This is a genomic window from Pseudomonas sp. LS_2, from assembly GCF_042709235.1.
In the GTDB taxonomy this organism is placed as follows: domain Bacteria; phylum Pseudomonadota; class Gammaproteobacteria; order Pseudomonadales; family Pseudomonadaceae; genus Aquipseudomonas.
Genome location: NZ_JAVAYC010000025.1, coordinates 1 through 23,806, shown reverse-complemented (window position 1 = coordinate 23,806; position 23,806 = coordinate 1). Strand labels below are relative to the sequence as shown.

The 23,806-nt window shown below is 63.4% G+C and carries 27 protein-coding genes; 13 read left to right on the top strand and 14 right to left on the bottom strand.

Annotation, left to right across the window (positions count from 1 at the left end; all coding sequences use genetic code 11):
• Positions 1 to 79: 79 nt before the first annotated feature.
• The 4 genes from RAC97_RS19580 to RAC97_RS19565 all read left to right on the top strand — a co-directional run bounded on the left by RAC97_RS19580 (position 80) and on the right by RAC97_RS19565 (position 2,728).
• Complete coding sequence (locus RAC97_RS19580) at positions 80 to 916, top strand: bifunctional allantoicase/(S)-ureidoglycine aminohydrolase (protein WP_375101272.1); 837 nt, start codon at positions 80 to 82, stop codon at positions 914 to 916.
• Positions 917 to 1,035: 119 nt separating this feature from the next.
• Entirely contained in the window at positions 1,036 to 1,605 is a 570-nt protein-coding gene (locus RAC97_RS19575; protein ID WP_375101307.1) for an START domain-containing protein, read from the top strand.
• Positions 1,606 to 1,742: 137 nt separating this feature from the next.
• Positions 1,743 to 2,030 carry a hypothetical protein gene (locus RAC97_RS19570; protein WP_375101306.1) on the top strand — a complete coding sequence of 96 codons (288 nt, stop codon included), beginning with the start codon at positions 1,743 to 1,745 and terminating at the stop codon, positions 2,028 to 2,030.
• Between the two features lie 86 nt (positions 2,031 to 2,116).
• Positions 2,117 to 2,728, top strand: a complete 612-nt coding sequence (locus tag RAC97_RS19565; protein ID WP_375101271.1) for a Yip1 family protein — start codon at positions 2,117 to 2,119, stop codon at positions 2,726 to 2,728.
• A 14-nt stretch (positions 2,729 to 2,742) separates the two neighbouring features.
• On the opposite strand, the gene RAC97_RS19560 is transcribed toward RAC97_RS19565, so the two are convergent.
• On the bottom strand, positions 2,743 to 3,006 hold the full coding sequence (locus tag RAC97_RS19560; protein WP_375101270.1) for a DUF1652 domain-containing protein: 264 nt from the start codon (positions 3,004 to 3,006) through the stop codon (positions 2,743 to 2,745).
• 410 nt (positions 3,007 to 3,416) lie between these two features.
• Between RAC97_RS19560 and RAC97_RS19555 the strand changes: the two genes are divergently transcribed.
• Positions 3,417 to 6,602, top strand: a complete 3,186-nt coding sequence (locus RAC97_RS19555) for a hypothetical protein (protein WP_375101269.1) — start codon at positions 3,417 to 3,419, stop codon at positions 6,600 to 6,602.
• A gap of 7 nt (positions 6,603 to 6,609) precedes the next feature.
• Here RAC97_RS19555 and RAC97_RS19550 read toward each other — a convergent pair whose 3' ends face one another.
• The 10 genes from RAC97_RS19550 to RAC97_RS19505 form a co-directional block, all read right to left on the bottom strand.
• Positions 6,610 to 7,515 (bottom strand): LysR family transcriptional regulator, encoded by a 906-nt coding sequence (locus tag RAC97_RS19550; protein WP_375101268.1) that lies wholly within the window; start codon positions 7,513 to 7,515, stop codon positions 6,610 to 6,612.
• Between the two features lie 173 nt (positions 7,516 to 7,688).
• Positions 7,689 to 8,159 (bottom strand): hypothetical protein, encoded by a 471-nt coding sequence (locus RAC97_RS19545; protein ID WP_375101267.1) that lies wholly within the window; start codon positions 8,157 to 8,159, stop codon positions 7,689 to 7,691.
• Positions 8,160 to 8,294: 135 nt separating this feature from the next.
• The gene (ureG, locus tag RAC97_RS19540) at positions 8,295 to 8,918 is read right to left on the bottom strand and encodes an urease accessory protein UreG (RefSeq protein ID WP_375101266.1); all 624 of its coding nucleotides are present in this window, start codon (positions 8,916 to 8,918) and stop codon (positions 8,295 to 8,297) included.
• 10 nt (positions 8,919 to 8,928) lie between these two features.
• Positions 8,929 to 9,603, bottom strand: coding sequence for an urease accessory protein UreF (locus tag RAC97_RS19535; protein ID WP_375101265.1), 675 nt, complete (start codon positions 9,601 to 9,603; stop codon positions 8,929 to 8,931).
• Complete coding sequence (locus RAC97_RS19530; protein WP_375101264.1) at positions 9,603 to 10,148, bottom strand: HupE/UreJ family protein; 546 nt, start codon at positions 10,146 to 10,148, stop codon at positions 9,603 to 9,605. Before RAC97_RS19530 ends, RAC97_RS19535 begins: the two co-directional genes overlap by 1 nt.
• A 19-nt stretch (positions 10,149 to 10,167) precedes the next feature.
• Positions 10,168 to 10,647 carry an urease accessory protein UreE gene (gene ureE / locus RAC97_RS19525; protein ID WP_375101263.1) on the bottom strand — a complete coding sequence of 160 codons (480 nt, stop codon included), beginning with the start codon at positions 10,645 to 10,647 and terminating at the stop codon, positions 10,168 to 10,170.
• Positions 10,648 to 10,657: 10 nt separating this feature from the next.
• Positions 10,658 to 12,361, bottom strand: coding sequence for an urease subunit alpha (ureC, locus tag RAC97_RS19520; RefSeq protein ID WP_375101262.1), 1,704 nt, complete (start codon positions 12,359 to 12,361; stop codon positions 10,658 to 10,660).
• A complete protein-coding gene (locus RAC97_RS19515) occupies positions 12,358 to 12,675 on the bottom strand; it encodes an urease subunit beta (protein WP_375101261.1) in 318 nt (105 codons plus the stop codon). Before RAC97_RS19515 ends, ureC begins: the two co-directional genes overlap by 4 nt.
• Before the next feature lie 18 nt (positions 12,676 to 12,693).
• Positions 12,694 to 12,996 (bottom strand): urease subunit gamma, encoded by a 303-nt coding sequence (locus tag RAC97_RS19510; RefSeq protein WP_375101260.1) that lies wholly within the window; start codon positions 12,994 to 12,996, stop codon positions 12,694 to 12,696.
• Positions 12,997 to 13,006: 10 nt separating this feature from the next.
• Positions 13,007 to 13,840 carry an urease accessory protein UreD gene (locus RAC97_RS19505; RefSeq protein WP_375101259.1) on the bottom strand — a complete coding sequence of 278 codons (834 nt, stop codon included), beginning with the start codon at positions 13,838 to 13,840 and terminating at the stop codon, positions 13,007 to 13,009.
• 214 nt (positions 13,841 to 14,054) lie between these two features.
• Between RAC97_RS19505 and RAC97_RS19500 the strand changes: the two genes are divergently transcribed.
• The 4 genes from RAC97_RS19500 to RAC97_RS19485 all read left to right on the top strand — a co-directional run bounded on the left by RAC97_RS19500 (position 14,055) and on the right by RAC97_RS19485 (position 17,839).
• Positions 14,055 to 14,420: a glyoxalase superfamily protein gene (locus tag RAC97_RS19500; RefSeq protein WP_375101258.1), complete on the top strand. Its 366-nt coding sequence runs from the start codon at positions 14,055 to 14,057 to the stop codon at positions 14,418 to 14,420.
• A gap of 117 nt (positions 14,421 to 14,537) precedes the next feature.
• The gene (locus RAC97_RS19495) at positions 14,538 to 15,554 is read left to right on the top strand and encodes a branched-chain amino acid aminotransferase (protein WP_375101257.1); all 1,017 of its coding nucleotides are present in this window, start codon (positions 14,538 to 14,540) and stop codon (positions 15,552 to 15,554) included.
• Positions 15,555 to 15,789: 235 nt separating this feature from the next.
• Positions 15,790 to 16,470, top strand: coding sequence for a response regulator transcription factor (locus tag RAC97_RS19490; RefSeq protein WP_375101256.1), 681 nt, complete (start codon positions 15,790 to 15,792; stop codon positions 16,468 to 16,470).
• Positions 16,448 to 17,839: a sensor histidine kinase gene (locus RAC97_RS19485; protein ID WP_375101255.1), complete on the top strand. Its 1,392-nt coding sequence runs from the start codon at positions 16,448 to 16,450 to the stop codon at positions 17,837 to 17,839. The genes RAC97_RS19490 and RAC97_RS19485 overlap by 23 nt, the downstream gene beginning before the upstream one ends.
• Positions 17,840 to 17,870: 31 nt before the next feature.
• On the opposite strand, the gene cysS is transcribed toward RAC97_RS19485, so the two are convergent.
• Positions 17,871 to 19,253: a cysteine--tRNA ligase gene (gene cysS / locus RAC97_RS19480; protein ID WP_375101254.1), complete on the bottom strand. Its 1,383-nt coding sequence runs from the start codon at positions 19,251 to 19,253 to the stop codon at positions 17,871 to 17,873.
• Between the two features lie 9 nt (positions 19,254 to 19,262).
• Positions 19,263 to 20,963, bottom strand: coding sequence for a glutamine--tRNA ligase/YqeY domain fusion protein (locus RAC97_RS19475; protein WP_375101253.1), 1,701 nt, complete (start codon positions 20,961 to 20,963; stop codon positions 19,263 to 19,265).
• Between the two features lie 245 nt (positions 20,964 to 21,208).
• Here RAC97_RS19475 and RAC97_RS19470 point away from each other — a divergent pair, with 245 nt between their 5' ends.
• The 3 genes from RAC97_RS19470 to RAC97_RS19460 all read left to right on the top strand — a co-directional run bounded on the left by RAC97_RS19470 (position 21,209) and on the right by RAC97_RS19460 (position 23,035).
• A complete protein-coding gene (locus RAC97_RS19470) occupies positions 21,209 to 21,709 on the top strand; it encodes a peptidylprolyl isomerase (RefSeq protein ID WP_375101252.1) in 501 nt (166 codons plus the stop codon).
• Entirely contained in the window at positions 21,706 to 22,428 is a 723-nt protein-coding gene (locus RAC97_RS19465) for a UDP-2,3-diacylglucosamine diphosphatase (RefSeq protein ID WP_375101251.1), read from the top strand. Before RAC97_RS19470 ends, RAC97_RS19465 begins: the two co-directional genes overlap by 4 nt.
• A gap of 232 nt (positions 22,429 to 22,660) precedes the next feature.
• Positions 22,661 to 23,035 (top strand): fe2+ zn2+ uptake regulation protein, encoded by a 375-nt coding sequence (locus RAC97_RS19460; RefSeq protein ID WP_375101250.1) that lies wholly within the window; start codon positions 22,661 to 22,663, stop codon positions 23,033 to 23,035.
• 36 nt (positions 23,036 to 23,071) lie between these two features.
• Here the strand turns inward: RAC97_RS19460 and RAC97_RS19455 are convergent, their stop codons facing one another.
• The gene (locus tag RAC97_RS19455) at positions 23,072 to 23,260 is read right to left on the bottom strand and encodes a hypothetical protein (protein ID WP_375101249.1); all 189 of its coding nucleotides are present in this window, start codon (positions 23,258 to 23,260) and stop codon (positions 23,072 to 23,074) included.
• A gap of 148 nt (positions 23,261 to 23,408) precedes the next feature.
• Here RAC97_RS19455 and RAC97_RS19450 point away from each other — a divergent pair.
• Positions 23,409 to 23,806: hypothetical protein (locus tag RAC97_RS19450; RefSeq protein WP_379671502.1), on the top strand; the 398-nt coding region annotated here is incomplete at its 3' end.

Below are 23,806 nucleotides of genomic sequence, written 5' to 3'. Positions count from 1 at the left end.
TGCTGTTCTCGCATCCCCTGCGCCGCACCGGCTGGTGTGGCTTCCGGCACGGGGAGAGAACAACAAGTCGAGACTGTCCATGTCGAAATCCTCCTACTTCGCCCCCCACGGTGGGCACCCGGCTCAAACCGAGCTGCTGACTGACCGTGCCATGTTCACCGAAGCCTATGCCGTGATCCCCAAGGGCGTGATGCGTGACATCGTCACCAGCCACCTGCCGTTCTGGGACAAGATGCGCATGTGGGTCATCGCCCGTCCGCTCAGTGGCTTTGCCGAAACCTTCTCGCAGTACATCGTCGAAGTCGCCCCTGAAGGCGGTAGCGAGCGCCCCGAGCTGGACCCTAACGCCGAAGCCGTGCTGTTCGTGGTTGAAGGCGAGCTGGACATCACCCTGGAAGGCAAGCCACACACCCTGCAACCCGGCGGCTACGCGTTCATCGCCCCTGGCGCCGAGTGGAGTCTGCGCAACCACAGCAAGGCCAACGTCACCTTCCACTGGCTGCGCAAGCACTACCAGAAAGTCGAAGGCCTGGATGTGCCGCCATCGTTCGTCACCCACCGCGACAACGCCACGGTCATCGAGATGCCAGGCACCGAAGGCCGCTGGGTTACCAGCCGTTTCGTCGACATGGCCGACATGCGCCATGACATGCACGTGAACATCGTGACCTTCCTGCCGGGCGGGGTGATCCCGTTCGCCGAGACCCACGTGATGGAACACGGCCTGTATGTACTCGAAGGCAAGGCGGTGTATCGCCTGAACCAGGACTGGGTCGAGGTCGAGGCCGGCGACTTCATGTGGCTGCGCGCCTTCTGTCCGCAAGCCTGCTATGCCGGTGGTCCAGGCCCGTTCAGCTACCTGCTGTACAAAGACGTCAACCGCCACGTGCACCTGACCCTGAACCCTCAGCGTTGAGCCCGGTTGTCTAGTCAAACGCCCGCCTCAATGGCGGGCTTTTGCTTTGCCGCGCATACTCAAGGCTCCTGCGGCCAAGGGCCTTCCCCATGCCTCGTTTGCTGCCTTTCCTGCTCCTGATGTTGATCGCCAGCACCGCGCGCGGCGAAGCCTGGCACCTGGAAAGCCAGGCACACGGCGTAGAGGTGTACCTCAGCGACGTACCCGGCTCCCCCTACCAGCAATTTCGCGGCGTGGCGCGCATCAAGGCCAGCGTACGCACCCTGGTGGACCTTCAGGAAAACCTGCGGGTGGCCTGTAAATGGCTGTACGCCTGCGAAAGCATGCGCCTGCTGGCGGTGGAGGGTGACAGTACCTGGGTCTATCTCACCACCGCCCTGCCCTGGCCAGCACAGCCCCGCGACATGGTACTGCGAGTGCGCAGCGAGCGCCTGGATGATGGCACTTTGGTGCGCCACCTGAGCGCCGAGCCAGACAAGCTGCCGGCCGAGCCCGGGTTGATCCGGGTACGCCAGCTTAGCGGCGAATGGACTTTCCGCCCGCTGGGCGATCAACACACCGAGGTTATCTATCAACTGCAAGCCGACCCCGCTGGCGCGGTTCCTGGCTGGGTCGCCAACCGCTTTGTGATCGACGCGCCTATGGTAACGCTCAAGACCTTGAGAGCAGTGGCTGAACGGCAACCCTGAGGCGGCCCATGGCAAACTGTCATATTCGGCAAAGAAACTTTGAACGTCCTGGCAGTTTGCCTCTCGAAAGAGTGATGCACGTTCGCCCAAGGAGCCCGTTCAATGTGGAACCCCACCCTCGCCTGGCCGACGCACTCATGAAAATGCCGCGCCCCGCCCCCAGTACCCCGCTGCAACTGGACTACGTGCGTGACACGCTGTTCGGCCCCGTAGCCCGCAGCGTGGAATGCCACGTACAACTCGCAGCCATCAACCTGCAAGGCCGCCCAGCCCTGCGCCTGCACATCCTTGCCCCCCTGCCCGAGAAGGTCGACCGCGCCCACAGCGTGGCATTCGTCTGGGATGGCCGTAGCTACCACGGCGTCGTCAGAGACCACGGCAAGTGTGGCGACGGAGGTATCAACCTGCTGCTTGAGCTGCAATGACTCGATGGGCGGCGGCAACACCGGCTGAACCCCTGTTACCTGCGAGCCTCCATAAAAAAGAGGTGCACACCTCCAGGAGAACCGCCATGAACAGCCCCTTGCTCAAGCTTTTCACCCACCCTGCCGACGCCTGGTTGGATATCCGCCGCGCCGAGGAAGCCCACCCGCAACAATACCTGCCGCGCCTGTTGGCGTTGGCCTTGATCCCAGCACTGTGCCTGTTCGTCGGCACCACCACGTTTGGCTGGAGCCTGGCGGGCGAGCAACCCGTACGCCTGGGCGTGACCAGTGCTGCGCAACTGGCAGGCCTGTTGTACGCCACTACCGTGGTCGGCGTGATGATCATGGGGGGAATGATTCGCTGGATGTCCCGTGGCTTCGATGCCGAGCCCAGCCTGAACCGGTGCATAGGCTTTGCCACCTACTGCGCAACGCCTTGGTTTTTCGCGGGGGTAGTGGGCGTGGTCCCCATGCGCTGGCTTGCGCTGGCCGCACTGCTGGCTGCGTCGGCCTATGCCACGGTGTTGTTGTATGGCGGGCTGCAGACTTTCCTGCGCTTGCGCAGGGAACAGGCACTGCTGTTTTCCAGTTGCGTGTGGGGCGTGGGGCTACTGCTGATCGTGACCATCCTGGTCTCGATGATCCTGTTCTGGTCAGGCCTGATGCCCGAGTACGTGCGCCCGGCCAGCCTGGGCTGACCGGGCCGCAAGGCTCAGGCGCTGGCCCTGAGTGGCGCCGGATGCGCCTGGCGCTGTTCGTGGCGCAAGTCTGCCACCAGACCGGCAACATCCCGGCAGCTGTTGAGGCTGGCCAGGGGCACGCCTGTCAGGGTGAGGCAATCATCCAGGCTCTGGCCTTGGCCGAGGCGAATGGTCAGGCTGACGCCATCCGTGCAGGACACCTCGCAGCGGTCGGGCAAGCAGGCCTGCTCGATCAACTGACGCATTTCCAACAGCGAAACACCTATCAACGACATGTCACGACCCTCTCTCTACTGGATGGCCTGTTATGGGTGTACGCGCTTTTCGGGCGGGGGTGCCGATCGACATTGCGTCAGCCGGGGCGCAGGTCCGTTCGTCCATGGCTGATGATCTTTCGCAAAGTCCTCTAGCACCTTAGCGGAAGAACCAGGCCCACCCTGCCCCGTTCCATCGGATAGCCACACCATTCGACGGGCGGTCGATGCAACGCCGACAGGTTTTAGCGGCAACAGGGCCAAACCCTGGGCTTGGCTCGTGAAACATTGTGAATTGTCGCGAAGTTCTGCGAACGATGGCCTCCAGGCAGCGTCCTGGCTGTTAGGTTGCGCTCAAAGGCTGGTATTCAGGCCTTCGCGCCGCCAAGGCACGCCACCTCTTGATCGAGGTCTTAATTCGGAGAGTCACGATGACAACCAAGATAGAAAGCACGCCCTCCAAGGACGCCACTGGCACCAAGAACAATAACGCAGCCTTCGACAAGGAAGTCGATCGTGCCTCTTCGAAAGCACCGAAAAAGCCTCCCACCGACGAGCTGGGTAGAGGCATGAAGCGCCCGGAAGGCGACAAACGCACTGCCCAGCAGATCATCGACGACACCCCATTGCTCAAGAACCTGGGCAACCAGAGCGGCGTGAAGGACAACCTCAAGAAGCAGGTCGGCGATTTCGATACCGACGCCGATGCCGCCTACCGCGCCTCGAAAGTGCTCGAACATGTCGAGCGCATCGACGAAAACGGCAATCAGGTCGACAGCAAGGACATCGGCAACGGCTCGATCGACGGTTTCACCAAGGACAAGGAGGCCCGCCATGCCACCGAGGCTGGGCGCCTGCAGGACTTCGGCAAGTACGGCTACTCGAGCCTGAAGGGCGAGGTAGTGAAATCGGACCTGGGCAAAAACCAGAAGCGCCCTGAAGGCGACACCCGCAGCGCCAGGCAGATCATCGACGACACCCCGCTGCTCAAGAACCTGGGTAACCAGAGCAACGTGAAGGACAACCTCAAGAAGCAGGTCGGCGACTTCGACACCGACCCCGACGCCGCCTACCGCGCCAGCCAAGTCATCGAGCATGTGACCAAGCTGGATGAGAACGGCAATCTGATCGAAAAATCCAAGGGCCGCGACGACGACAAGATCAACGGCTTCACCAAGGACAAGGAAGCTCGCCACGCCACCGAGGCCGGGCGCCTGCAGGACTTCGGCAAGTACGGTTATTCGAGCCTCAAGGGCGACCTGATCCACGTCAAGCCCAAGACCCACACCGACAAGGCCCCGCCACCCGACGAGCCAAAGGACGTCCAGGCGCTGCGCGACAAATACCAGATCCCGTCCTTCGGCGCCGAAGGCCTGATGGATATGGAGCTGACCAACGACAAGACCGTCGGCGGCCAGACCGCCGAGAACTTCGTCAACCACATCAAGGACGACATCAAGAACGGCAAGCTGGCCGAGGACTCCGACGAAGCCAAGCTGGTCAAGCTGATGGAAGCCCAGGCTTCACTCGACAGCGGCTACGAGCTGTATGGCTACGCCGAGGGCATCAACCTGGGCAGCGGCACCTACCGCGAGTCCGACAAAAGCCCAACCAAACTCACCGGCCAAGACGTCAAGGAAATTGTCGACGAGGATAAGCTGGCCAAGGAAATCTCCACCCTGATGGGCAAGGAAAGCATCAAGGAGCGCTATGACAAGGAACTCAAGCAAAGCGTCAATGGCCTGTCGCAAGAACGACTGACGGAGGTCCGCGAGCAGGTGTTCCCGGCGCTGTTCAAGGAGGGTAGCCGCGATGCCAACCTGAACTTCGAAGACTACGTGATCGCCATGAACGACTCGGGCGATCCGAAGAAGGTGGAAATTGCCGAGAAGGATGTGGACCGCTACTTCGAGTCGCTGCGCATTCTCGAGCCGGACAGCTACACCGCACGGCGCCAGACCTTCGACCAGAACATGATGACGCACCAGCTCAACACCTACGTCGAGAACCCTGACAAGATCGAGCCGGAGAATGCCGAGACCGGCCTGCGCCTGACCATCAGCATCCTCAAGGGCGGTATCAACTCAGCCTTGGGCGGGCTGGACAGGGGCGACAAGAGCTACGACCTGTACAAGAAGATGCAGAACGAGGTCGATATTCTCGACGGCCACATCAAGGGCCTGACGCCTGGCGAGAACAGCAAGATCGCCGCCGCCGTGCGCCTGGCCGCGCAAAGTGGGGACGCCGGTGCCATCGACAAGGTGGTCGACAACCAGCTCAAGGGCCTGGCCAACAACCGCGAGGAAACCGCAGGTTCGCTGAAGAAGCTGCTGCACACCGCCAGCTCCACCGGCTCGCTGGGCGCCATGGCCGGTACCATGAACATCGTCAGCAGCGCCATGCAACTGGCCAATGGCGGCGGCTGGAAAGACATGTCGGACGACCAGAAACTGGCCGCCGTGCGAGACCTGGTCGGCGGCCTGAGCTTCACCAACGACTTCCTCAAGTTCGGTTCGAACATCGTTGAAACCCTGGGCGGCAAGCACTCCTACGACCCTGCCGTGGACGTCGATGGCAAACAGCAGCCCAAGGTCAAGGCCACCGAGTGGCTGGGCCTTCTGGACGACAACTTCCCGGATATCTGGGGCAAGGAAAAGATCGGCACTTCCGATGCTCTGGCCGACGCCATCTCCAACCGCGTCAAAGACGCGTCCGAGACCCTCAGCAAACTCGATGTTGGCAACCTGACGCCCACCGAGCTCAAGGAGTACGACCAGACCGTCAAGTCATTGGGCGAGACGATGGGGGTCAAGGACATCCCAGGCGGTGCGCCGGATGCCGACAAGCCAAACTTCGCCAGCGCGGCCGGGCGCTCGTTCCTGCGCTTCATGGGTGGCTCGGGCCTGGACCTGACCGGCGGCGTAATGGACATCGTGTCCGGCTCGCGCAAGCTGAAGAATGCCAAGACAGCGCTGGAGAAGGCCGACGCGGGCATCAGCCTGGGCGCCGGGATCTCAGGCACCGGCATGGCGGTGGCCAACACCGTCTCGATGTTCGCCCCCAAAGGCGCGCACCTGGCCGGTAAGCTGGCTGGCGATGTCACCTCCACCGTCGTTCGCGGCCTGGCCATGGGCTCACGCATCGCCGGGCCGGTGTTCGGGGTGGCCGGTGTGGTGTTCGGAGTGGCCGGTACGTTGATTGCCGAGGCGGTGGAACACGCCAAGATGCAGAAGCTGACCGACTCGCAGGGGCAGTTCTTCAAGGACCTGGCCGGTGCCGGGGTGACCAAGGACGACTGGGGCGACAAGCTGGAATACGCACGCTACGCCACCTACATGTATGGCGACCGCGATACGCCGGACGACAAGTCGATATTCGACTACCAATCAGCCGAGTGGAAGCACTTCCAGGAAACCGAGGACGAGAAAGGCAGCTCGCTGTCCAGGCTCGCGCCCTACCTGCACAAGGACGGCGACCCCGACAAGAAGAACCTCTGGGAACAACACCTGGCAGGCTCCACCACCAGCCCTGGCCCCCATGGGTATGACCGCAAGAACGACAACTGGCGCCCCTGGGGCAGTACCGACATGGACGCCGGCAGTAAGCGTACTGCCTGACGGCCTCCTAAAGCCGCGCCAGCTCTTCGCGGCAGAACGCCACGAACAGCTGCGCCGGCTTGGTCAACTGCACCCGCTTAAGGTGCGCCGCCGCGAGGCCCGAAAGGGCCACCGGTTCGGCGATATCGACCATCACCAGGCGCTTGCCATCGTAGGAGTACTGCGAGTGCGGCCGGGTCACCAGTAGCGAAAAGCCGAAGCCCTGCCCGACCATGCCACGCACCATCTCGATCGACGGTGAGCTGAAGACGATGTTCGGCGTCAGCCCCAGCTCGTTGAACAAGCTGACGAAGTAGGTGCGGCTCGGCGCCACGTCCAGCAGGATCATCGGCTCGGGGCACAGGTCGCGCAGCGATACCTGGGCCTGCCCGGCAAACCGATGCTTCTCCGGCAACAGGACGTAGGGCTTTTGTGCCGGCATCAAGGGTTCGGCCTCGATGGTGCCGTCCAGGTCGTGGTCATAGAGGAAAGCCAAGTCGAAGGTACCCGCCGTCAAACCCTGGACCAGTTCCTGCTGTTCGCCGTCGCGCAGGCAGATGTCCACCCCGGGGTAACGCTCACGAAAACCGGCGATCAGGCGTGGCAGGTACAAGGGCGCGACAGTTTCGAAGCAGCCGATGTCGATTTGCCCGGCCACCGTGTCGTTATCGGCCAGGGCGTTCTGCTCGAATTCGTGGGCCATCTGCAACAGCGACTTGGTCTTGGCATAGAAGCGCTTGCCGCTGGGGGTCAGCGACACGCCTTGGGCGTGGTGGCGAATGAACAACTGCACGCCGAAGCTCTCTTCAAGGCTTTTGATTGCCGTGGAGATCGATGGCTGGGCGATATACAGCTGGCGCGAGGCTTCGGCGACGCTGCCGGCCTCGACCGTAGTCACGAAGTACTTGAGTTGACGCAAGGTGTAGGAAGCCAAGGGGCACCTCCTCAGGGGGTTCCTACACCTTACCTTAGCGCCCCCCTGAAGTCGTGGCGCCAAGGCCAGCATTTGCCTATGCCTTGTCCATATTTTTCATGAGGGTGCCGGGGCGGCTCCCAAACCCGCGTACTTGGAGCTTGTTCTCTGCCGCACGGGGAATCGCAGACGCTTCAAGGCTGCTGCCAGGTGATCTGGGCAGGGTCCGCGATGGTGTTCGGCAACTCGATGAAAGTGCCGTGTTGCGGTGGGATGGCTTGGTCGGCGTGGGTGATGGCCTGCTGCTGGAACACCTGCCGCTGGTTGTCGAACGTCAGGTCGTGCTTGGCGACGTTGTCGCCCCAGTCCGCCGAAGGCAACGACAGGTAGCTGACCCGATAGACCGGGTCGCTGACAGCCCCCTCCACCAGGTATACCCCGTAATGGTCCTCACCCGGCGAGACGATCTTGTAGATGCCATTGTCGAAGTAGTAGATGGTCGCCAGCTCGAAGGGCTTCTCGCTGTACATCACCTGGTAGGTCAGTTGATGCACCATGGTCGGCTTGCCGACCGGCACGTCTATGCGAAAGGCCTGCTCTTCGCTGGCCTGTACAACGGCGGACAACCCGAGGGCTGCGCCGAACAAGGTGTTTCTCACGTTCATGAAGTTCTCCAGTGACCCCAAGCGGTCGCGCCAAGATTAGGCGCGGCGCATCCTGGGGTGCACTGGAAAGAGCCGGGAGCGACCATTCTCAGGGTATTTAGCGAAAGGCCCTACAACACCCTCCTAGCCCTGGATTCAGCCTCTTACGCCGAGCATCCCCCGGTCGACAATGAAATCGATCACCGCCTGCAACCCCTCGCCCTTCTTCAGGTTACTGAAGGTCCAAGGGCGCTCCGGGCGCATGCGCTGAGTGTCGCGCTCCATGACCTCCAGCGAAGCACCCACGTAGGGCGCAAGGTCGGTCTTGTTGATCACCAGGAAATCCGACTTGGTGATGCCCGGCCCACCCTTGCGCGGGATCTTCTCGCCCTCGGCGACGTCGATCACGTAGATGGTCAGGTCGGCCAGCTCCGGACTGAAGGTGGCGCTGAGGTTGTCGCCGCCGCTCTCGACGAAGATCACCTCCAGATTGCCGAATTTGCGCGCCAGCTCCTCGACTGCAGCCAGGTTCATCGAGGCATCCTCGCGAATGGCCGTGTGCGGGCAGCCGCCAGTCTCCACGCCGACGATACGCTCGGGTTCCAGCGCACCGGCTTCGGTAAGGATGCGCTGGTCTTCCTTGGTGTAGATGTCGTTGGTGACCACGGCGATCTGGTAGTGGTCGCGCATGGCCTTGCACAGGGCTTCGAGCAGCGCGGTCTTGCCAGAGCCGACCGGGCCGCCGACACCGACGCGCAGGGGTTGCTGATAGCTTTGCATGGGGCAGTCCTCAGGATCGGAACAAACGGGTGTATTGGGTTTCATGGCGCGACGAGGCGATAGCCAGCAGCGGCAGCCCACCGCCGAGCTGGTCGTCACGCATCGCCAAGGCCTGGTCGAGCACCTCGGGCAACTCGGCGCCGAGGTCGCGCAGCAGGGTCTGGGCGGCTTGCTGGCCAAAAGGCACCAACTTGACCCCGGCCATCACCGCGCCCTCCAGCCAGGCGAAGCCGTGGCCCAGCGCCAGGTCGCGCAAGGGAATCGCCCAGTGCGCGCCGAGCCAGGCCATGCCGCCCAGTTGGGAGAGTTCCAGGCTGGTGCGCCAGGCCGGTGCCTGACCCAGTTGCCAGCCGTCGAGCAGACGCGCCAGGGCGCTGCCACGCTGGCGTTCTTCCAGGCGCAGCTCGGCCGTTTCGCGGTTGGCCAGCAGGAACTGGCTCCAGCGTGCGAAGGCCTCGGCATCGTCGGCTTGGCAGGCCTGGTAGAGGCGCGCCAGCACGGGCCAGTCAAGGCAGCCCAGGGTGTCGTGCAACTGCTCGCGCTGCCAGGCGCAAAAGCCTGCGGTGTCACGCACCCAGCCGGCTTCCACGGCCCACTCCAGGCCTTGGGAATAGGTAAAGCCACCCACCGGCAAGCCTGGGCTTGCCAGTTGCAGCAGGCGCAACAGCGCCAGGTCACGGCTCATCAGCCGGCCAGCACGTAGGCGGCGCCAGCCAACAGCCCGCCGCCAAAGGCCTTCTGCAGCCCGGCGTGGCGGCGCAGCAGGCAACCTGCGCCGAAACCGGCCACCAGCAGCAGGCCGCTGACGGTTACGAAACCAGCACTGAACTGCCAGAACGCGCTAGGGGTGGCTTCCACGCCATGGGCCCAGCCGTGGAACAGCGCGAACACCGGCATCGCCAGCGCCAGCAGCAGTTGACGGTGGGGTAGCAGCAACGCGACCGCAGCCACCACCAACGACGTCAGGATCAGGGTTTCCAGGCCCACCATGCCGCCGAACAGATGGCCCAGCACAGCGCCACCGAACATCGCGCCTAGGGTCGCCAACGGCAGGCTGAGGTTGCGTCGGGTCAGCGCTGCCAGCACGCCGGTGCCCAGCAGCATCAACAGGTGGTCAAGGCCAGTCAGCGGGTGCAGCAGACCATCCTGCAAGGGGTTGCTGTCGTGCCCGGGGTGGGCGAAGGCTGGCAAGGCCGCCATCAGCAGGACAAGGGCGAGGGTTTTCTTCATGGGGGTGCTCCTAGGCAGTTCAGGAATGGGCCGGCAGGCGGACAAAGGGATGATCATGGCTGTGGCCGTGAGGGGCGCTCTGGTAGGCACCGGCCTCGGGCTCGAACGGTGCGCGCTCGGCCTGCACGTCCAGGCCCAGGCCGCGCACCATCTCGTCCAGCACATGGTCATGCTGGTAGCGCAACAGACCCGTCTCGATCTGCAACGGGACGTGGCGGTTGCCCAGGTGATAGGCCGCGCGTGCCAGCAACAGCGGGTCGGCGCAGCGCACCGTGGACACCGCCTCGGGCGCGGCGATCACCTGCACCCTGTGCAGACCATCGGCATCGGCCAGCAGCTCGCCGCCGCGCAGCAGGTGCCCGCGTTCGAGCATCAGGCCGGCTTCGCGACCATCGTCGAGGGTCACACGCAAACGGCTCTTGATGCGGCTGTCCACATCCAGGGTGACGGTGCCGGTGGTCGTTGGCGCTTGGGCAACGCGTCGGGTCAGGACAATCATGCTTGCTCCTTCAGAACAGGAAATAACGCTGGGCCAGCGGCAGTTCGCTGGCCGGCTCGCACACCAGCAATTCGCCGTCGGCACGCACCTGGTAGGTCTGGGCGTCGACTTCGATCACCGGTTGCAAGGTGTTGTGGACCATGTCGGCCTTGCGCACGCGGCGGCAGCCCTGGGCTACCCCTATCAGGCTGCGCAAGCCCAGTTCCTCGGCCAGGCCGCGGTCCATGGCGGCCTGGGACAGGAAGGTCATGCGGGTGGCGTGGCGCGCGGCGCCCAGGGCGCCGAACATCGGGCGGTAGTGCACCGGCTGAGGCGTAGGAATGGAGCCATTGATATCGCCCATGGGCGCGGTGACGATCATCCCGCCCTTGACCACCAGCGCTGGCTTGACCGCGAAGAACGCCGGCGACCACAGCACCAGGTCCGCCAGCTTGCCGACCTCGATCGAGCCGACCTCGTGGGCGATACCATGGGTCAGCGCCGGGTTCATCGTGTACTTGGCGATGTAGCGCTTGACCCGGAAGTTGTCGCTATAGTCGCTGTCTGGTGCCAACGGCCCACGGCGCACCTTCATCTGGTGCGCCACCTGCCAGGTGCGCAGCACCACCTCGCCGACCCGGCCCATGGCCTGGGAATCGGAGGACGTCATGGAAAACGCGCCCATGTCGTGGAGGATGTCCTCGGCGGCGATGGTCTCGCGGCGGATGCGCGACTCGGCGAAGGCCACGTCCTCGGCGATGCTCGGGTCGAGATGGTGGCAGACCATGAGCATGTCCAGGTGCTCGTCGACGGTATTGATGGTGTACGGCAGGGTCGGGTTGGTCGAGGACGGCAGCACATTGGCCTGCCCTGCCGCGCGGATGATGTCCGGCGCATGGCCCCCGCCCGCCCCTTCGGTGTGGAAGGTATGGATGGTGCGATCACCGATGGCCGCCAGGGTGTCCTCGATGCACCCGGACTCGTTGAGCGTGTCGGTGTGGATCGCCACCTGGATGTCCATCTCCTCGGCCACGCCCAGGCAGCAGTCGATGGCCGCCGGGGTCGAGCCCCAGTCCTCGTGCAGCTTCAGGCCCACGGCCCCGGCGGCGATCTGCTCGCGCAGGGCTTCGGGGCGCGAGGCATTGCCTTTGCCCAGCAGGCCGATGTTGATCGGCAGGCTGTCGGCGGCCTGAAGCATGCGCGCCAGGTACCAGGGGCCGGGGGTACAGGTGGTGGCGTTGGTGCCGGTAGCCGGCCCCGTGCCGCCGCCGATGAAGGTGGTGACACCGCTGGTCAGCGCTTCCTCGACCTGCTGCGGGCAAATGAAGTGGATGTGCGAGTCGATGCCGCCAGCGGTAACGATCTTGCCTTCGGCGGCAATCACCTCGGTGCCCGGCCCGACGGGCACGTTCACCCCTGGCTGCACATCGGGGTTGCCGGCCTTGCCGATGGCCGCGATACGCCCGTGCTTGACGCCGATATCGGCCTTGACGATGCCCCAATGGTCGATGATGACGGCATTGGTCAGCACCAGGTCCATGGCCTCGGCCGCCAGCATCTGGCCCTGGCCCATGCCATCGCGGATAACCTTGCCGCCGCCGAACTTCACCTCTTCGCCATAAATGGTGAAGTCCTTCTCGACCTCCACCCACAGTGCGGTGTCGGCCAGGCGCATGCGGTCGCCCACTGTCGGGCCGAACATGTCGGCGTAGGCCCTGCGGGAAATCCGGCTCATGCCTTGCCCTCCAGCGCGCCCATCACCTTGCCCTGGAAGCCGTACACCTCGCGCTTGCCGGCGTAAGCCACCAGCTGCACGGTGCGAGACTGGCCCGGTTCGAAGCGCACGGCAGTGCCGGCAGGGATGTCCAGGCGGTAGCCGCGGCTGGGTTCGCGGTCGAACACCAGGGCGTCGTTGACCTCATAGAAGTGGTAGTGCGAGCCGACCTGCACCGGGCGGTCGCCGTGGTTGGCCACGCTGACGCTGACCGTTTCGCGGCCTGCGTTGAGTTCGATGTCGCCGTCGGCGACCTGGATTTCTCCGGGAATCATGGGCATCTCCTGGTCGCTTCAGACGATGGGGTCGTGCACGGTCACAAGCTTGGTGCCGTCCGGGAACGTGGCCTCGACCTGGACGTCGTGGAGCATCTCGGCCACGCCGTCCATCACTTGGTCGCGGCCCAGCACCTCGCGGCCCAGGCTCATCAGCTCGGCCACCGTACGGCCGTCACGCGCGCCTTCGAGCACCGCGGCGCTGATCAGCGCCACCGCCTCCGGGTAGTTGAGCTTCAGGCCACGGGCCAGGCGCCGTTCGGCCAGCAACGCGGCGGTGAACAGCAACAGTTTGTCTTTCTCTCTCGGGGTCAGCTCCATCGCGGCTCTCTCAAGTGGCCCAGATGCGCGGCGGGCATGGCGCCAGGCCGAGCACGGCCGGGCGCAGCAGGTGCCAAAGCCGCTGCAGGTTGCGTTGCAAGTGTTGGTTGTCGTGGTCGAGCAGGCGGATCACCAGCAACGGCCCGAGCAAGGTGGCGCCGGCGGGCGTGTCCAGTTCGGCGAGCAGTTGGCGCACCTGCTCCAGCAGCGAGTGATCGGCCGGTGTCGCACAAAAGGTGGCGATCAGCGGGTGGCCGCCAAGTTTGTCCAGTTGGCCACCGTTGATGCGCAGCCGCTCGTGCAGGCCCGGGTCGCCTGGCAGCTCGATACGTAGGCGGCTGTCCAGGGTCCCATGCTCGAAGCGTTCCGCCATTACCGGGCGGCCCAGGCACAAGGTTTCCCAGGCTAGCAGGCGTGCACCAGGCTCGATGATGAAGCGGCTGTCGAGGCTGGCACGGGCACCGTCGAAGAAGATGCTGTCTTGCGGCAGCCATTCCAGGGTGCTTCCCGTAGCCAGGTGGAAACGCTGTTCGAGGCGCGCGGTCAGGCCGATGCTGCGGTAGAACTTGCTGGCACCGGGCATGGTCAGCAGCGCGTGGCTACCGGGTTCGAGGCGGATGTCCAGTTCCAGGCGGTCTCCGGCGACGATACCGCCGGGTGGATGCAGGATGTAGACATGGCAAGGCGCGCCTTCGGGGTGAAAAGGCCTCTGCACCAAAAGAGGTCCGAAATGGCGACGCGCACCAAGACGGGTCACCTCATCGCGCAGCACGAAACGCAGCTGCAAGTGCGCGCTCCAGCCCGCCTGCTCATCCACCTGCCCTGCCCGCTCTGCCAACGACATCCTGCATTCCTTGAAATCCGTGGTCTGAAAGCGCTGTACCGGTTGATTCTTCAGCCAAAGAATCAGACAGGTCAGACCAGTCGATCAGTCTTTACCTAATGCCATAGCAGGTTGCGGGCCAACTCATCCAGATCATGCCCCTTTCCAGTGCCTACGCAGCTGGCGCTCGCTGCGTTACAGTGCCTACTTCTCCTCTCCCTTGCAGGACGCAACCATGCACTTAGCCCCCGCCATTCCGGTTTTGCGTATTTTCTCGGTCGACAAGGCCAAGGAGTTCTACCTCGACTTCCTCGGCTTCACCCTCGACTGGGAACACCGTTTTTCTCCCGACCTGCCGCTGTACGCACAGATCCACCGCGACGGCCTGGTGCTGCATCTGTCCGAGCACCACGGCGATGCCTCGCCCGGCTCTACCGTGTTCGCCCGCGTCGAAGACCTGCGTGCCCTTGAGCGCGAGTTGCTGGACAAGCAATACGGCTATGCGCGCCCGCAGGCAGAGGAAGTCGACTGGGGCTTGCAGATGCAGGTGTGGGACCCGTTCGGCAACCGCTTGCGCTTCTGCCAGCAGATAGACGGTTGAGCGTCGGCGCCAATTCGTGACTGGGCGTTTCCGATCCTCGGCGGATGGTTTATCGTGGCGGGGTGCGCATATAAGGAGGCCCACCAACCGGGCCTCGGCAAGACAATAGAGGGTGTCATGAGTAACGAGATCAACTGGGACAAGCTGGGCTTCGACTACATCAAGACCGACAAGCGCTACCTGTCCGTGTGGCGCGACGGCGAGTGGGACAAAGGCACCCTGACCGAAGACAACGTACTGCACATCAGCGAAGGCTCCACCGCCCTGCACTATGGCCAGCAATGCTTCGAGGGCCTGAAGGCCTACCGCTGCAAGGATGGCTCGATCAACCTGTTCCGTCCCGACCAGAACGCCGCACGCATGCAGCGCAGCTGCGCTCGCCTGCTGATGCCGCAAGTGCCCACCGACGTGTTCGTCGAAGCGTGCAAGCAAGTGGTCAAGGCCAACGAGAAGTTCGTTCCGCCGCACGGCAAGGGTGCCCTGTACCTGCGTCCGTTCGTGATCGGCACGGGTGACAACATCGGCGTGCGCACCGCGCCCGAGTTCATCTTCTCGATCTTCGCCATCCCGGTCGGCTCGTACTTCAAGGGCGGGATGAAGCCGCACAACTTCCAGATCTCCAGCTTCGACCGCGCCGCCCCTCAAGGCACCGGTGCGGCCAAGGTTGGTGGCAACTACGCCGCCAGCCTGCAGCCGGGCGCCGAAGCCAAGAAGGCCAACTTCGCCGACGCTATCTACCTGGACCCGCTGACCCACAGCAAGATCGAGGAAGTCGGCTCGGCCAACTTCTTCGGCATCACGGCCAACAACGAGTTCGTCACGCCGAAATCGGCGTCGGTGCTGCCCGGCATCACCCGCCTGTCGCTGATGGAACTGGCGCAATCGCGCCTGGGCCTGACCGTGATCGAGGGCGATGTGGAAATCAGCAAGCTCGACCGCTTCATCGAGGCCGGCGCCTGCGGTACTGCGGCGGTGATCACGCCGATCGGCGGTATCGAGTACAACGGCAAGCTGCATGTGTTCCACGACCTGGAAAAGGTCGGGCCGGTTACCCAGAAGCTCTATCAGGAGCTGACCGGCATCCAGAGCGGTGACGTCGAGGCCCCGGCTGGCTGGATCGTCAAGGTCGCCTGAGGCTTCGCTTTGCAATGAAAACGGGGCATGCCAGCAGTGGCATGCCCCGTTTTCATTGGGCCTTTCGCGAGCAAGCCCGCCCCTACACGCCCCCTCAACCTGCAGCACTGGTTTTCCTCCGAGCAAGTCACCACCGAAGACAAGCCCGACGAATCCTCTAGATGAATTTTTCTTAAATCGCCGGTTGGCTATTCTTTGGCACAATCAAATCTCCCCAAGCCGCTCAGGAACCAGCATGCCTCGCGTACTGACCATTGAAGACGATGCCGTTACCGCCCAGGAGATCGTCGCCGAACTCACCAGCCATGGCCTGGAAGTGGATTGGGCCGACAATGGCCGCGAAGGCCTGGCCAAGGCCATCGCCGGTGGCTACGACCTGATTACCGTGGACCGCATGCTGCCGGAAGTCGACGGCCTTACCATCGTCACCACCCTGCGCAGCCTGAAGATCGCAACGCCGATCCTGATGATCAGCGCCTTGTCCGATGTCGACGAACGCGTGCGTGGGCTGCGTGCCGGTGGTGACGACTACCTGACCAAGCCGTTCGCCTCCGACGAGATGGCCGCACGGGTTGAGGTGCTGCTGCGCCGCAACAGCGTGCCCATGACCCAGACCCGCCTGCAGGTCGCCGACCTCGAGCTGGACCTGATCAGCCACGAAGCGCGACGCGGTGAGAACAGCCTCAACCTGCTGCCCACCGAGTACAAGCTGCTGGAATACCTGATGCGCCACGCGGGCCAGGTGATTACCCGGATGATGATCTTCGAGGAGGTCTGGGGCTACCACTTCGACCCTGGCACCAACCTGATCGACGTGCACATCGGCCGCCTGCGCAAGAAGATCGACGCACCGGGCCAGTCCCCGTTGATCCGTACCGTGCGGGGCTCGGGCTATGCCATTGCCGAACCCGTCTAAGGGCTGGAGCTCCTCGACCAGCCGCCTGCTGGCGCTGTACAGCTTCCTGTTCGTGGCCTGGAGCAGCATCCTCATGGGGGTGCTGTACTTCGAGGTGTCCAGCTACCTGAACAAGTTCACCCGCCATTCCATGTTGCAGCGTCAACACTTGTTCTCCCACATGACCGGCAAGCAGCTCGACGACGCGCTGATCGCCAGCCAAGCCTTCGAAGAGCGCGGCTTCGATGCCTATGGTTTGTTCGACCGCCAGCTCAACCCGCTGGGCGGACGAATTCGTGCGATTCCGCCGGAACTGGGCCTGGACGGCAAGATACACGAACTCAAGCGCTGCCTGGATGCCGACGACCCCCACCTGCCGCGTGACAGCTGCGACGCCGTGGCCATCAACATACCCGATGGTCGCTGGCTGGTGCTGGTGCGCGACAACGGCTCGTTGTTCGTGGTCACCCGCATCATCCTGCATGCCCTGCTCTGGGGCATTTCCCTGACCCTGATCCCGGGCTTCGCCGGTTGGTACCTGCTGCGTCGCCGGCCGCTCAAGCGTATACGCGCGGTGCAGGCCAGTGCCGAACTGATCGTCGCCGGCGACCTCACCCACCGCCTGCCGCTGTCGAGCCGGCGCGACGAGCTGGATATGCTCGCCGACATCGTCAATGCCATGCTCGACCGCATCGAGCGCCTGATGCATGAGGTCAAGGGCGTGTGCGACAACATCGCCCACGACCTGCGCACCCCCCTGACGCGCCTGCGCGCGCAGCTGTATCGCATTCGCCAGCAGAGCGGTACGAACTCGCCACAGGCCGAGGCCATGGACCAAGCCATCGCTGACACCGACACATTGATGGCGCGCTTTCGCGGTTTGCTGCGCATCAGCGAGCTGGAAGATCGTCAACGGCGCGCGGGGTTCGTCGAGCTCGACCCACATGCCTTGCTGGTGGAATTGCACGACTTCTACCTGCCCTTGGCCGAAGACGGCGCGATACACCTGACGCTGGAACAACCTGCACAACTACCTGCACTGCATGGCGACCGGGAACTGTTGTTCGAGGCATTGGCCAACCTGGTGGGCAATGCCATCAAGTTCACGCCCGAACACGGCCAGGTGCGTGTGCTGGCCGAATACGACGACAGCGGCTTGCACATTTCGGTGGAAGACAGTGGGCCAGGCATTCCCGAAGCGGAGCGTGAGGCGGTGTTGAAACGCTTCTACCGCAGTGAGGAGGGGCACCGACATGCAGGGTTCGGGCTTGGCTTGTCGATCGTCGCCGCGATCGTCGACCTGCATGGGTTCCGGGTCGAGGTGGGAAGTAGCGAGCTGGGTGGGGCGAAACTTATGCTGCATTGCCCTTTGGCAGGCTCAAGCAAATAAAGAAAGGGGCCGCTGTGCGGCCCCCCCTCAATCAATCAGCCAAGCGCCAGGTAGTGGTGCCCTTGCTGTCTTCCAGCACCACGCCCATGGCCGTGAGCTGGTCGCGAATGCGGTCGGATTCAGCCCAGTTCTTGTCCGTACGCGCCTGCAAGCGTGCCTGGATCAAGGCCTCGACCTGGGCCGCATCGACCTTGCCTTCGGCACCGGCACGCAGGAAGTCATCGGCCTCCAGTTGCAGCACGCCCAGCACATCGCCCAGCTCGCGCAAACGGCCAGCCAGGCCAGCAGCGGCTTCAGGGTCGCTGTCGCGCAAGCGGTTGATCTCGCGCACCAGATCGAACAGCACGGCACAGGCTTCGGGGGTGCCGAAGTCATCGTTCATCGCCACGCCGAAACGCTCGACGAACGCCTCGCCGCCCTTGGCTGCAACCCGCGGCAGGCCGCGCAGGGCGTGGTAGAAACGCTCCAGCGCCCCCTTGGCATCGCGCAGGCTGTCTTCGGAATAGTTGATGGCGCTGCGGTAGTGGCTGGCCACCAGGAGGTAGCGCACCACCTCCGGGTGGTACTTGTCGAGCACGTCGCGAATGGTGAAGAAGTTGTTCAACGACTTGGACATCTTCTCGCCATTGATGCGGATCATGCCGCAGTGCATCCAGGCGTTGGCGTAGGGCTTGCCGGTGGCTGCCTCGCTCTGGGCGATCTCGTTCTCGTGGTGCGGGAACTCCAGGTCGCTGCCGCCGCCATGGATATCGAAGCTCTCGCCCAGGCAGCAGGTGGACATCACCGAGCATTCGATATGCCAGCCCGGACGGCCCGGGCCCCACGGCGAATCCCAGTAGGGCTCGCCCGGCTTGACGCCTTTCCACAGCACGAAGTCGAGCGGGTCCTGCTTGGCTTCGTCGACCTCGATGCGCGCACCGATGCGCAGGTCTTCGATCTTCTTGCGCGACAGCTTGCCATAGCCGACGAACTTGCCGACCCGGTAGTACACGTCGCCGTTGCCGGGCGCGTAGGCATAACCCTTGTCGATCAGGGTCTGGATCATCGCGTGCATGCCGGCGATATGATCGGTGGCACGCGGCTCCTGGTCGGGCTTGAGGATGTTCAGGCGGCGCTCGTCTTCGCGCATCGCGTCGATCATGCGAGCGGTCAGCGCGTCGAACGACTCGCCGTTCTCATTGGCCCGGTTGATGATCTTGTCGTCGATGTCGGTGATGTTGCGCACGTAGGTCAGGTCATAGCCGCTCTTGCGCAGCCAGCGGGTGACCAGGTCGAAGGCCACCATGCTGCGGCCGTGGCCTAGGTGGCAGTAGTCGTACACGGTCATGCCGCACACGTACATGCGCACCTTGTTGCCATCGAGCGGTTTGAAGACTTCCTTGGTCTTGCTCAGGGTGTTGTAGATAGTAAGCACGAGGATTCCTTAGCTGCCCCACGAATCGCGCAGAGTCACGGTGCGGTTGAACACCGGACGACCTGGCTGGCTGTCCTTCAGGTCGGCGCAGAAGTAGCCTTCGCGCTCGAACTGGAAGCGGTCTTCAGGCTGGGCCTGGCCCAGCGAAGGCTCGGCACGACAACCCGTCAGCACCTGAAGCGACTCGGGATTGATGTTATCCAGGAAGCTGCCGTCCTCCTCGGTTTTCTCCGGGTTCGGCGAGCGGAACAGGCGATCGTACAGACGCACCTCGCACTCCACGCTGCCTTCGGCCGGCACCCAGTGGATCACGCCCTTGACCTTGCGCCCCTCGGGGTTCTTGCCCAGGGTGTCGGCATCGTACGAGCAGCGCAGCTCGACGATATTGCCGTCGGCATCCTTGATCGCCTCATCGGCGCGGATCACGTAGCTGCCGCGCAGGCGCACTTCGCCGTTGGGCTCAAGGCGCTTGTAGCCCTTGGGCGGCTCTTCCATGAAGTCGTCGCGGTCGATGTACAGCTCACGGGCGAACGGCAGCACGCGCACGCCCATGTCTTCCTTCGGGTGGCGCGGCAGCTCGAGCTGCTCGACCTGACCCTCGGGGTAGTTGGTGATCACCACCTTCAGCGGACGCAGTACGCACATGGCACGCGGCGCAGTGCGGTCGAGGTCGTCACGGATGCTGAACTCGAGCATCGCCATGTCGACCACGCCGTCGGAACGGTTGGTGCCGATCATCTCACAGAAGTTGCGGATCGATGCCGGGGTATAGCCGCGGCGGCGATAGCCCGACAGGGTCGACATGCGGGGGTCGTCCCAGGCCTGTACGTGACCTTCGTCCACCAGTTGCTTGAGCTTGCGCTTGGAGGTGATGGTGTAGTTCAGGTTCAGGCGGCTGAACTCGTACTGGCGCGGGTGCGCCGGCACCGGCAGCTTGTCGAGGAACCAGTCGTAAAGCGGGCGGTGGCTTTCGAACTCCAGGGTGCAGATGGAGTGGGTGATGCCTTCGATGGCATCGGACTGGCCGTGGGTAAAGTCGTAGTTGGGGTAGATGCACCACTTGTCACCGGTCTGGTGGTGGTGGGCATGACGGATGCGGTACAGGATCGGATCGCGCAGGTTCATGTTTGGCGAGGCCATGTCGATCTTGGCCCGCAGCACGCGCTCGCCATCCTTGAACTCGCCGGCCTTCATGCGGGCGAACAGGTCCAGGTTCTCTTCGACGCTGCGCTCGCGGAACGGGCTGTTGCGGCCTGCTTCGGTCAGGCTGCCACGGTATTCCCTGGCCTGCTCGGGGCTCAGGTCGCAGACGTAGGCATTGCCCGACTTGATCAGCGCCACCGCCCAATCGTGCAGCTGGTCGAAGTAGTCCGAGGCATAGCGCACCGGGCCCGCCCACTCGAAGCCCAGCCATTTGACGTCACGCTGGATCGAGTCGATGTATTCCTGGTCTTCCTTGGCCGGGTTGGTGTCGTCGAAACGCAGGTGACAGGCGCCGCCGAACTCCTGGGCCAGGCCGAAGTTCACGCAGATCGACTTGGCATGGCCGATGTGCAGGTAACCGTTGGGCTCCGGAGGGAAGCGGGTGACGATGCGGCTGTGCTTGCCCGAGTCCAGGTCAGCCTGGACGATCGGCCGCAAGAAGTTCGCAGGGACGGCGGGGGCGCCTTTGGCAGCGGCGTTGGGCGCGTTGTCGGTGGGCTTGCTCATAGGATCCTTGAATGCAGGTATTCGGTCTGGGTAGGCCGATTGAATCAAAGGGCCTATCATAGCCGAAGCAGTCAAGCTGCTGACAGCCGGGCACCGACAAACTGGCGCGATTTATCGCAGTGCTTCATCGCCTTCGGGCACAATCACCGCCGCGCGCCCTTCGTCGCCCCCGCCAAGCCTTGCGCAAGGTGGCGCCACGCGACCTGCGCCCTATTTCCGTTTGCATTGAAAGAGCGAATTTCAGCATGTCCAAAGTCAAACTGAGCACCAACCACGGCGACATCATCCTGCAGCTGGATGCCGAGAAAGCGCCGCTGACCACTGAAAACTTCGTTCAGTACGTCAAGGACGGCCACTACAACGGCACCGTGTTCCACCGCGTCATCAAGGGCTTCATGATCCAGGGCGGCGGTTTCGAAGCCAGCATGAGCCAGAAGAAAACCCGCGCCAGCATCCAGAACGAAGCTGACAACGGCCTGAAGAACAAGAAGTACAGCATCGCCATGGCGCGCACCATGGAGCCGCACTCCGCTTCGGCGCAGTTCTTCATCAACGCCTCCGACAACGATTTCCTCAACCACAGCGGCAAGAACGTGCAGGGCTGGGGCTACGCGGTGTTCGGCGAAGTGATCGAGGGCCGCGAAGTGGTCGACGCCATCGAAAAGGTCGCCACCGGCTCCAAGGCTGGCCACCAGGACGTACCGAAGGACGACGTGATCATCGAGAAAGCCGAGATCGTTGAGTGATACTGCTGATCTCCGATCTGCACCTGCAAGAAGAACGCCCGGACATTACCCGGGCGTTTCTTGATCTGCTCGAAGGGCGTGCACGGCATGCCACGGCGCTGTATATCCTGGGCGACTTCTTCGAAGCCTGGATCGGCGACGACGCCATGACGCCGTTCCAGCAGTCTATCTGCCAGGCCCTGCGCCAGCTTTCGGACAGCGGTACGGCGGTGTACGTGATGCACGGCAACCGCGACTTCCTGATCGGCCAGCGCTTTTGCAAGGCCGCTGGCTGTACCTTGCTGGCAGACCCGAGCGTGGTCGAACTCGGCGGCGAGCCGGTCTTGTTGATGCACGGCGACACCCTGTGCACACGCGATGTGGCCTACATGAAGCTGCGCCGCTACCTGCGCAACCCGCTTACCCTGTGGGTGCTTCGCCACCTGCCGCTGGCCACCCGCCAGAAGCTGGCGCGCAAGCTGCGCAGCGAAAGCCAGGCACAGACGCGCATGAAGAACACCGAGATCGTCGACGTCACCCCTGAGGAAGTGCCCAAGGTGATGGCAGAGCATGGTGTTCGTACCCTGGTGCATGGCCATACCCATCGCCCGGCGATCCACAAGCTGGTGCTCGGCGAACAACCGGCGCGGCGCATCGTGTTGGGTGACTGGGACCGCCGCGGCTGGGCTCTGCAAGTCGACGAACAGGGTTTTCAGCTAGCCCCGTTCGAATTCTCCTGAAAACCGGGGCGTTTCACAGCGCCTCGCGTTCCTCCCGCCACCTTGCTCGCGTAAATGGGCCGCCACGGTCGCTGACTGATCGAAAATTTTACGGTACGGGCACCTCTGTAACGTCTTGAAAGAGACGCGGCAGATTTTTTTCACCCAGACCCTGCAGTTTTGCCGCGCTCATTCGTCCTAGGTAATGAGTTACCTCATGATTTCGGGACAGCCCACGAAAAGGAGCGTTCACATGTACAACCCGCAACCATCGCTGCAGAGCGGGCGCAACCAGGGCAAGGAGCCTTCGGCAGCGGTCTCTGGTGGTGAGGAACGAGTCGGCAACGAACAGATTCGCGAGCTGCTGCGCGCCTACGGCCTGCGCACCAGCCTGATTCGCCTGAAGGTCATAGATGCCTTGCACAACGCGGACCGCAGTGGGCGCAGCATTGGCGTGCGAGGTGTGCACGCACAGCTGGAGCAGTTGGATATTCCGCTGTCGTTCCTGAGCGTGCGTGAAGTGCTCAAGCGGCTGTGCATCGAGGGCGTCATCAGCCTGGGCAGCGACAAGTGCTACAGCCTCCAGCCACAAGCCCGTGCAGTGCTGGAGCAGAGTGCCAGCCGCTGACAGACTGGCCGACCCGATAAGGTCGGCCGCGTTGGCTCAGCTCTTTACCTTGCGCCGCAGGATGCCGTTGATCACCACGACCACCACGGCAATGCCGATCGCCAGGTACTGGAACGTCTGCTCGCTGATCGTTCCTTGCTTTTGCAGGTAGCTCAGGCCAAACATCACGCCCATCATCAGGACGATGATCAGGATCGAGTACTTGAAGCGTTGCATATGGGTCATCGAAGGTTCCTTGCGACATCAGGGGGCAGAAGGCTCGCGACGAGCCGCCGCAATGATACAACGCACCACGTGGAGGCGCTGCATTTCCTGCTGAGCGCCCTCCCCAACGCCTGAAAGCATTGGGTTCCTTGCCATCCGGAGCCCAACCATGTTCAAACGCCCTCTTATCGCCAGCCTGCTGGCTCTTGCCTGCACTTCAAGCCTCGCGCTCGACAGCACGCAACTTTCCCAAACACAGTTGCTCAGGCTGGCCAGTGAGCTGGCGTCAGTCGCCGGCCCAAGCCAATGGCAGCAGCTCTGGCAGCGCGTACGCAAAGCCGGTTACTTCAGCCCGCACCCCACCCAGCCCCACTTCACCCTGCCCCAGGCGATGCTACCCGGACTTGCCCGACAGACCCTGGAACAGGCCGACCACGCCGAGGCGCTTGGCGCCACCCAGGCACTCTATCGACGCGACTTGAGCCCCACCGTTCTGGGGCAGCACCAAGGGCGTGCGCTGAGCGCCTTGTGCCTGGTGGTGGACTGGCGTGCGCTACCCGCACCCAT

What these genes read in the sequence shown, in the direction of transcription:
- RAC97_RS19490 (WP_375101256.1), top strand. Translation starts at nt 15,790, where the DNA reads ATGCCTCGCGTACTGACCATTGAAGACGATGCCGTTACCGCCCAGGAG.
- RAC97_RS19510 (WP_375101260.1), bottom strand. Translation starts at nt 12,996, where the DNA reads ATGGAGCTGACCCCGAGAGAGAAAGACAAACTGTTGCTGTTCACCGCC.
- RAC97_RS19580 (WP_375101272.1), top strand. Translation starts at nt 80, where the DNA reads ATGTCGAAATCCTCCTACTTCGCCCCCCACGGTGGGCACCCGGCTCAA.
- RAC97_RS19470 (WP_375101252.1), top strand. Translation starts at nt 21,209, where the DNA reads ATGTCCAAAGTCAAACTGAGCACCAACCACGGCGACATCATCCTGCAG.
- RAC97_RS19505 (WP_375101259.1), bottom strand. Translation starts at nt 13,840, where the DNA reads ATGTCGTTGGCAGAGCGGGCAGGGCAGGTGGATGAGCAGGCGGGCTGG.
- ureE (WP_375101263.1), bottom strand. Translation starts at nt 10,647, where the DNA reads ATGATTGTCCTGACCCGACGCGTTGCCCAAGCGCCAACGACCACCGGC.
- RAC97_RS19485 (WP_375101255.1), top strand. Translation starts at nt 16,448, where the DNA reads ATGCCATTGCCGAACCCGTCTAAGGGCTGGAGCTCCTCGACCAGCCGC.
- RAC97_RS19460 (WP_375101250.1), top strand. Translation starts at nt 22,661, where the DNA reads ATGTACAACCCGCAACCATCGCTGCAGAGCGGGCGCAACCAGGGCAAG.
- RAC97_RS19560 (WP_375101270.1), bottom strand. Translation starts at nt 3,006, where the DNA reads ATGTCGTTGATAGGTGTTTCGCTGTTGGAAATGCGTCAGTTGATCGAG.
- RAC97_RS19500 (WP_375101258.1), top strand. Translation starts at nt 14,055, where the DNA reads ATGCACTTAGCCCCCGCCATTCCGGTTTTGCGTATTTTCTCGGTCGAC.
- RAC97_RS19565 (WP_375101271.1), top strand. Translation starts at nt 2,117, where the DNA reads ATGAACAGCCCCTTGCTCAAGCTTTTCACCCACCCTGCCGACGCCTGG.
- RAC97_RS19515 (WP_375101261.1), bottom strand. Translation starts at nt 12,675, where the DNA reads ATGATTCCCGGAGAAATCCAGGTCGCCGACGGCGACATCGAACTCAAC.
- ureC (WP_375101262.1), bottom strand. Translation starts at nt 12,361, where the DNA reads ATGAGCCGGATTTCCCGCAGGGCCTACGCCGACATGTTCGGCCCGACA.
- RAC97_RS19455 (WP_375101249.1), bottom strand. Translation starts at nt 23,260, where the DNA reads ATGACCCATATGCAACGCTTCAAGTACTCGATCCTGATCATCGTCCTG.
- RAC97_RS19475 (WP_375101253.1), bottom strand. Translation starts at nt 20,963, where the DNA reads ATGAGCAAGCCCACCGACAACGCGCCCAACGCCGCTGCCAAAGGCGCC.
- ureG (WP_375101266.1), bottom strand. Translation starts at nt 8,918, where the DNA reads ATGCAAAGCTATCAGCAACCCCTGCGCGTCGGTGTCGGCGGCCCGGTC.
- RAC97_RS19555 (WP_375101269.1), top strand. Translation starts at nt 3,417, where the DNA reads ATGACAACCAAGATAGAAAGCACGCCCTCCAAGGACGCCACTGGCACC.
- RAC97_RS19530 (WP_375101264.1), bottom strand. Translation starts at nt 10,148, where the DNA reads ATGAAGAAAACCCTCGCCCTTGTCCTGCTGATGGCGGCCTTGCCAGCC.
- RAC97_RS19570 (WP_375101306.1), top strand. Translation starts at nt 1,743, where the DNA reads ATGAAAATGCCGCGCCCCGCCCCCAGTACCCCGCTGCAACTGGACTAC.
- RAC97_RS19575 (WP_375101307.1), top strand. Translation starts at nt 1,036, where the DNA reads ATGTTGATCGCCAGCACCGCGCGCGGCGAAGCCTGGCACCTGGAAAGC.
- RAC97_RS19495 (WP_375101257.1), top strand. Translation starts at nt 14,538, where the DNA reads ATGAGTAACGAGATCAACTGGGACAAGCTGGGCTTCGACTACATCAAG.
- RAC97_RS19545 (WP_375101267.1), bottom strand. Translation starts at nt 8,159, where the DNA reads ATGAACGTGAGAAACACCTTGTTCGGCGCAGCCCTCGGGTTGTCCGCC.
- RAC97_RS19535 (WP_375101265.1), bottom strand. Translation starts at nt 9,603, where the DNA reads ATGAGCCGTGACCTGGCGCTGTTGCGCCTGCTGCAACTGGCAAGCCCA.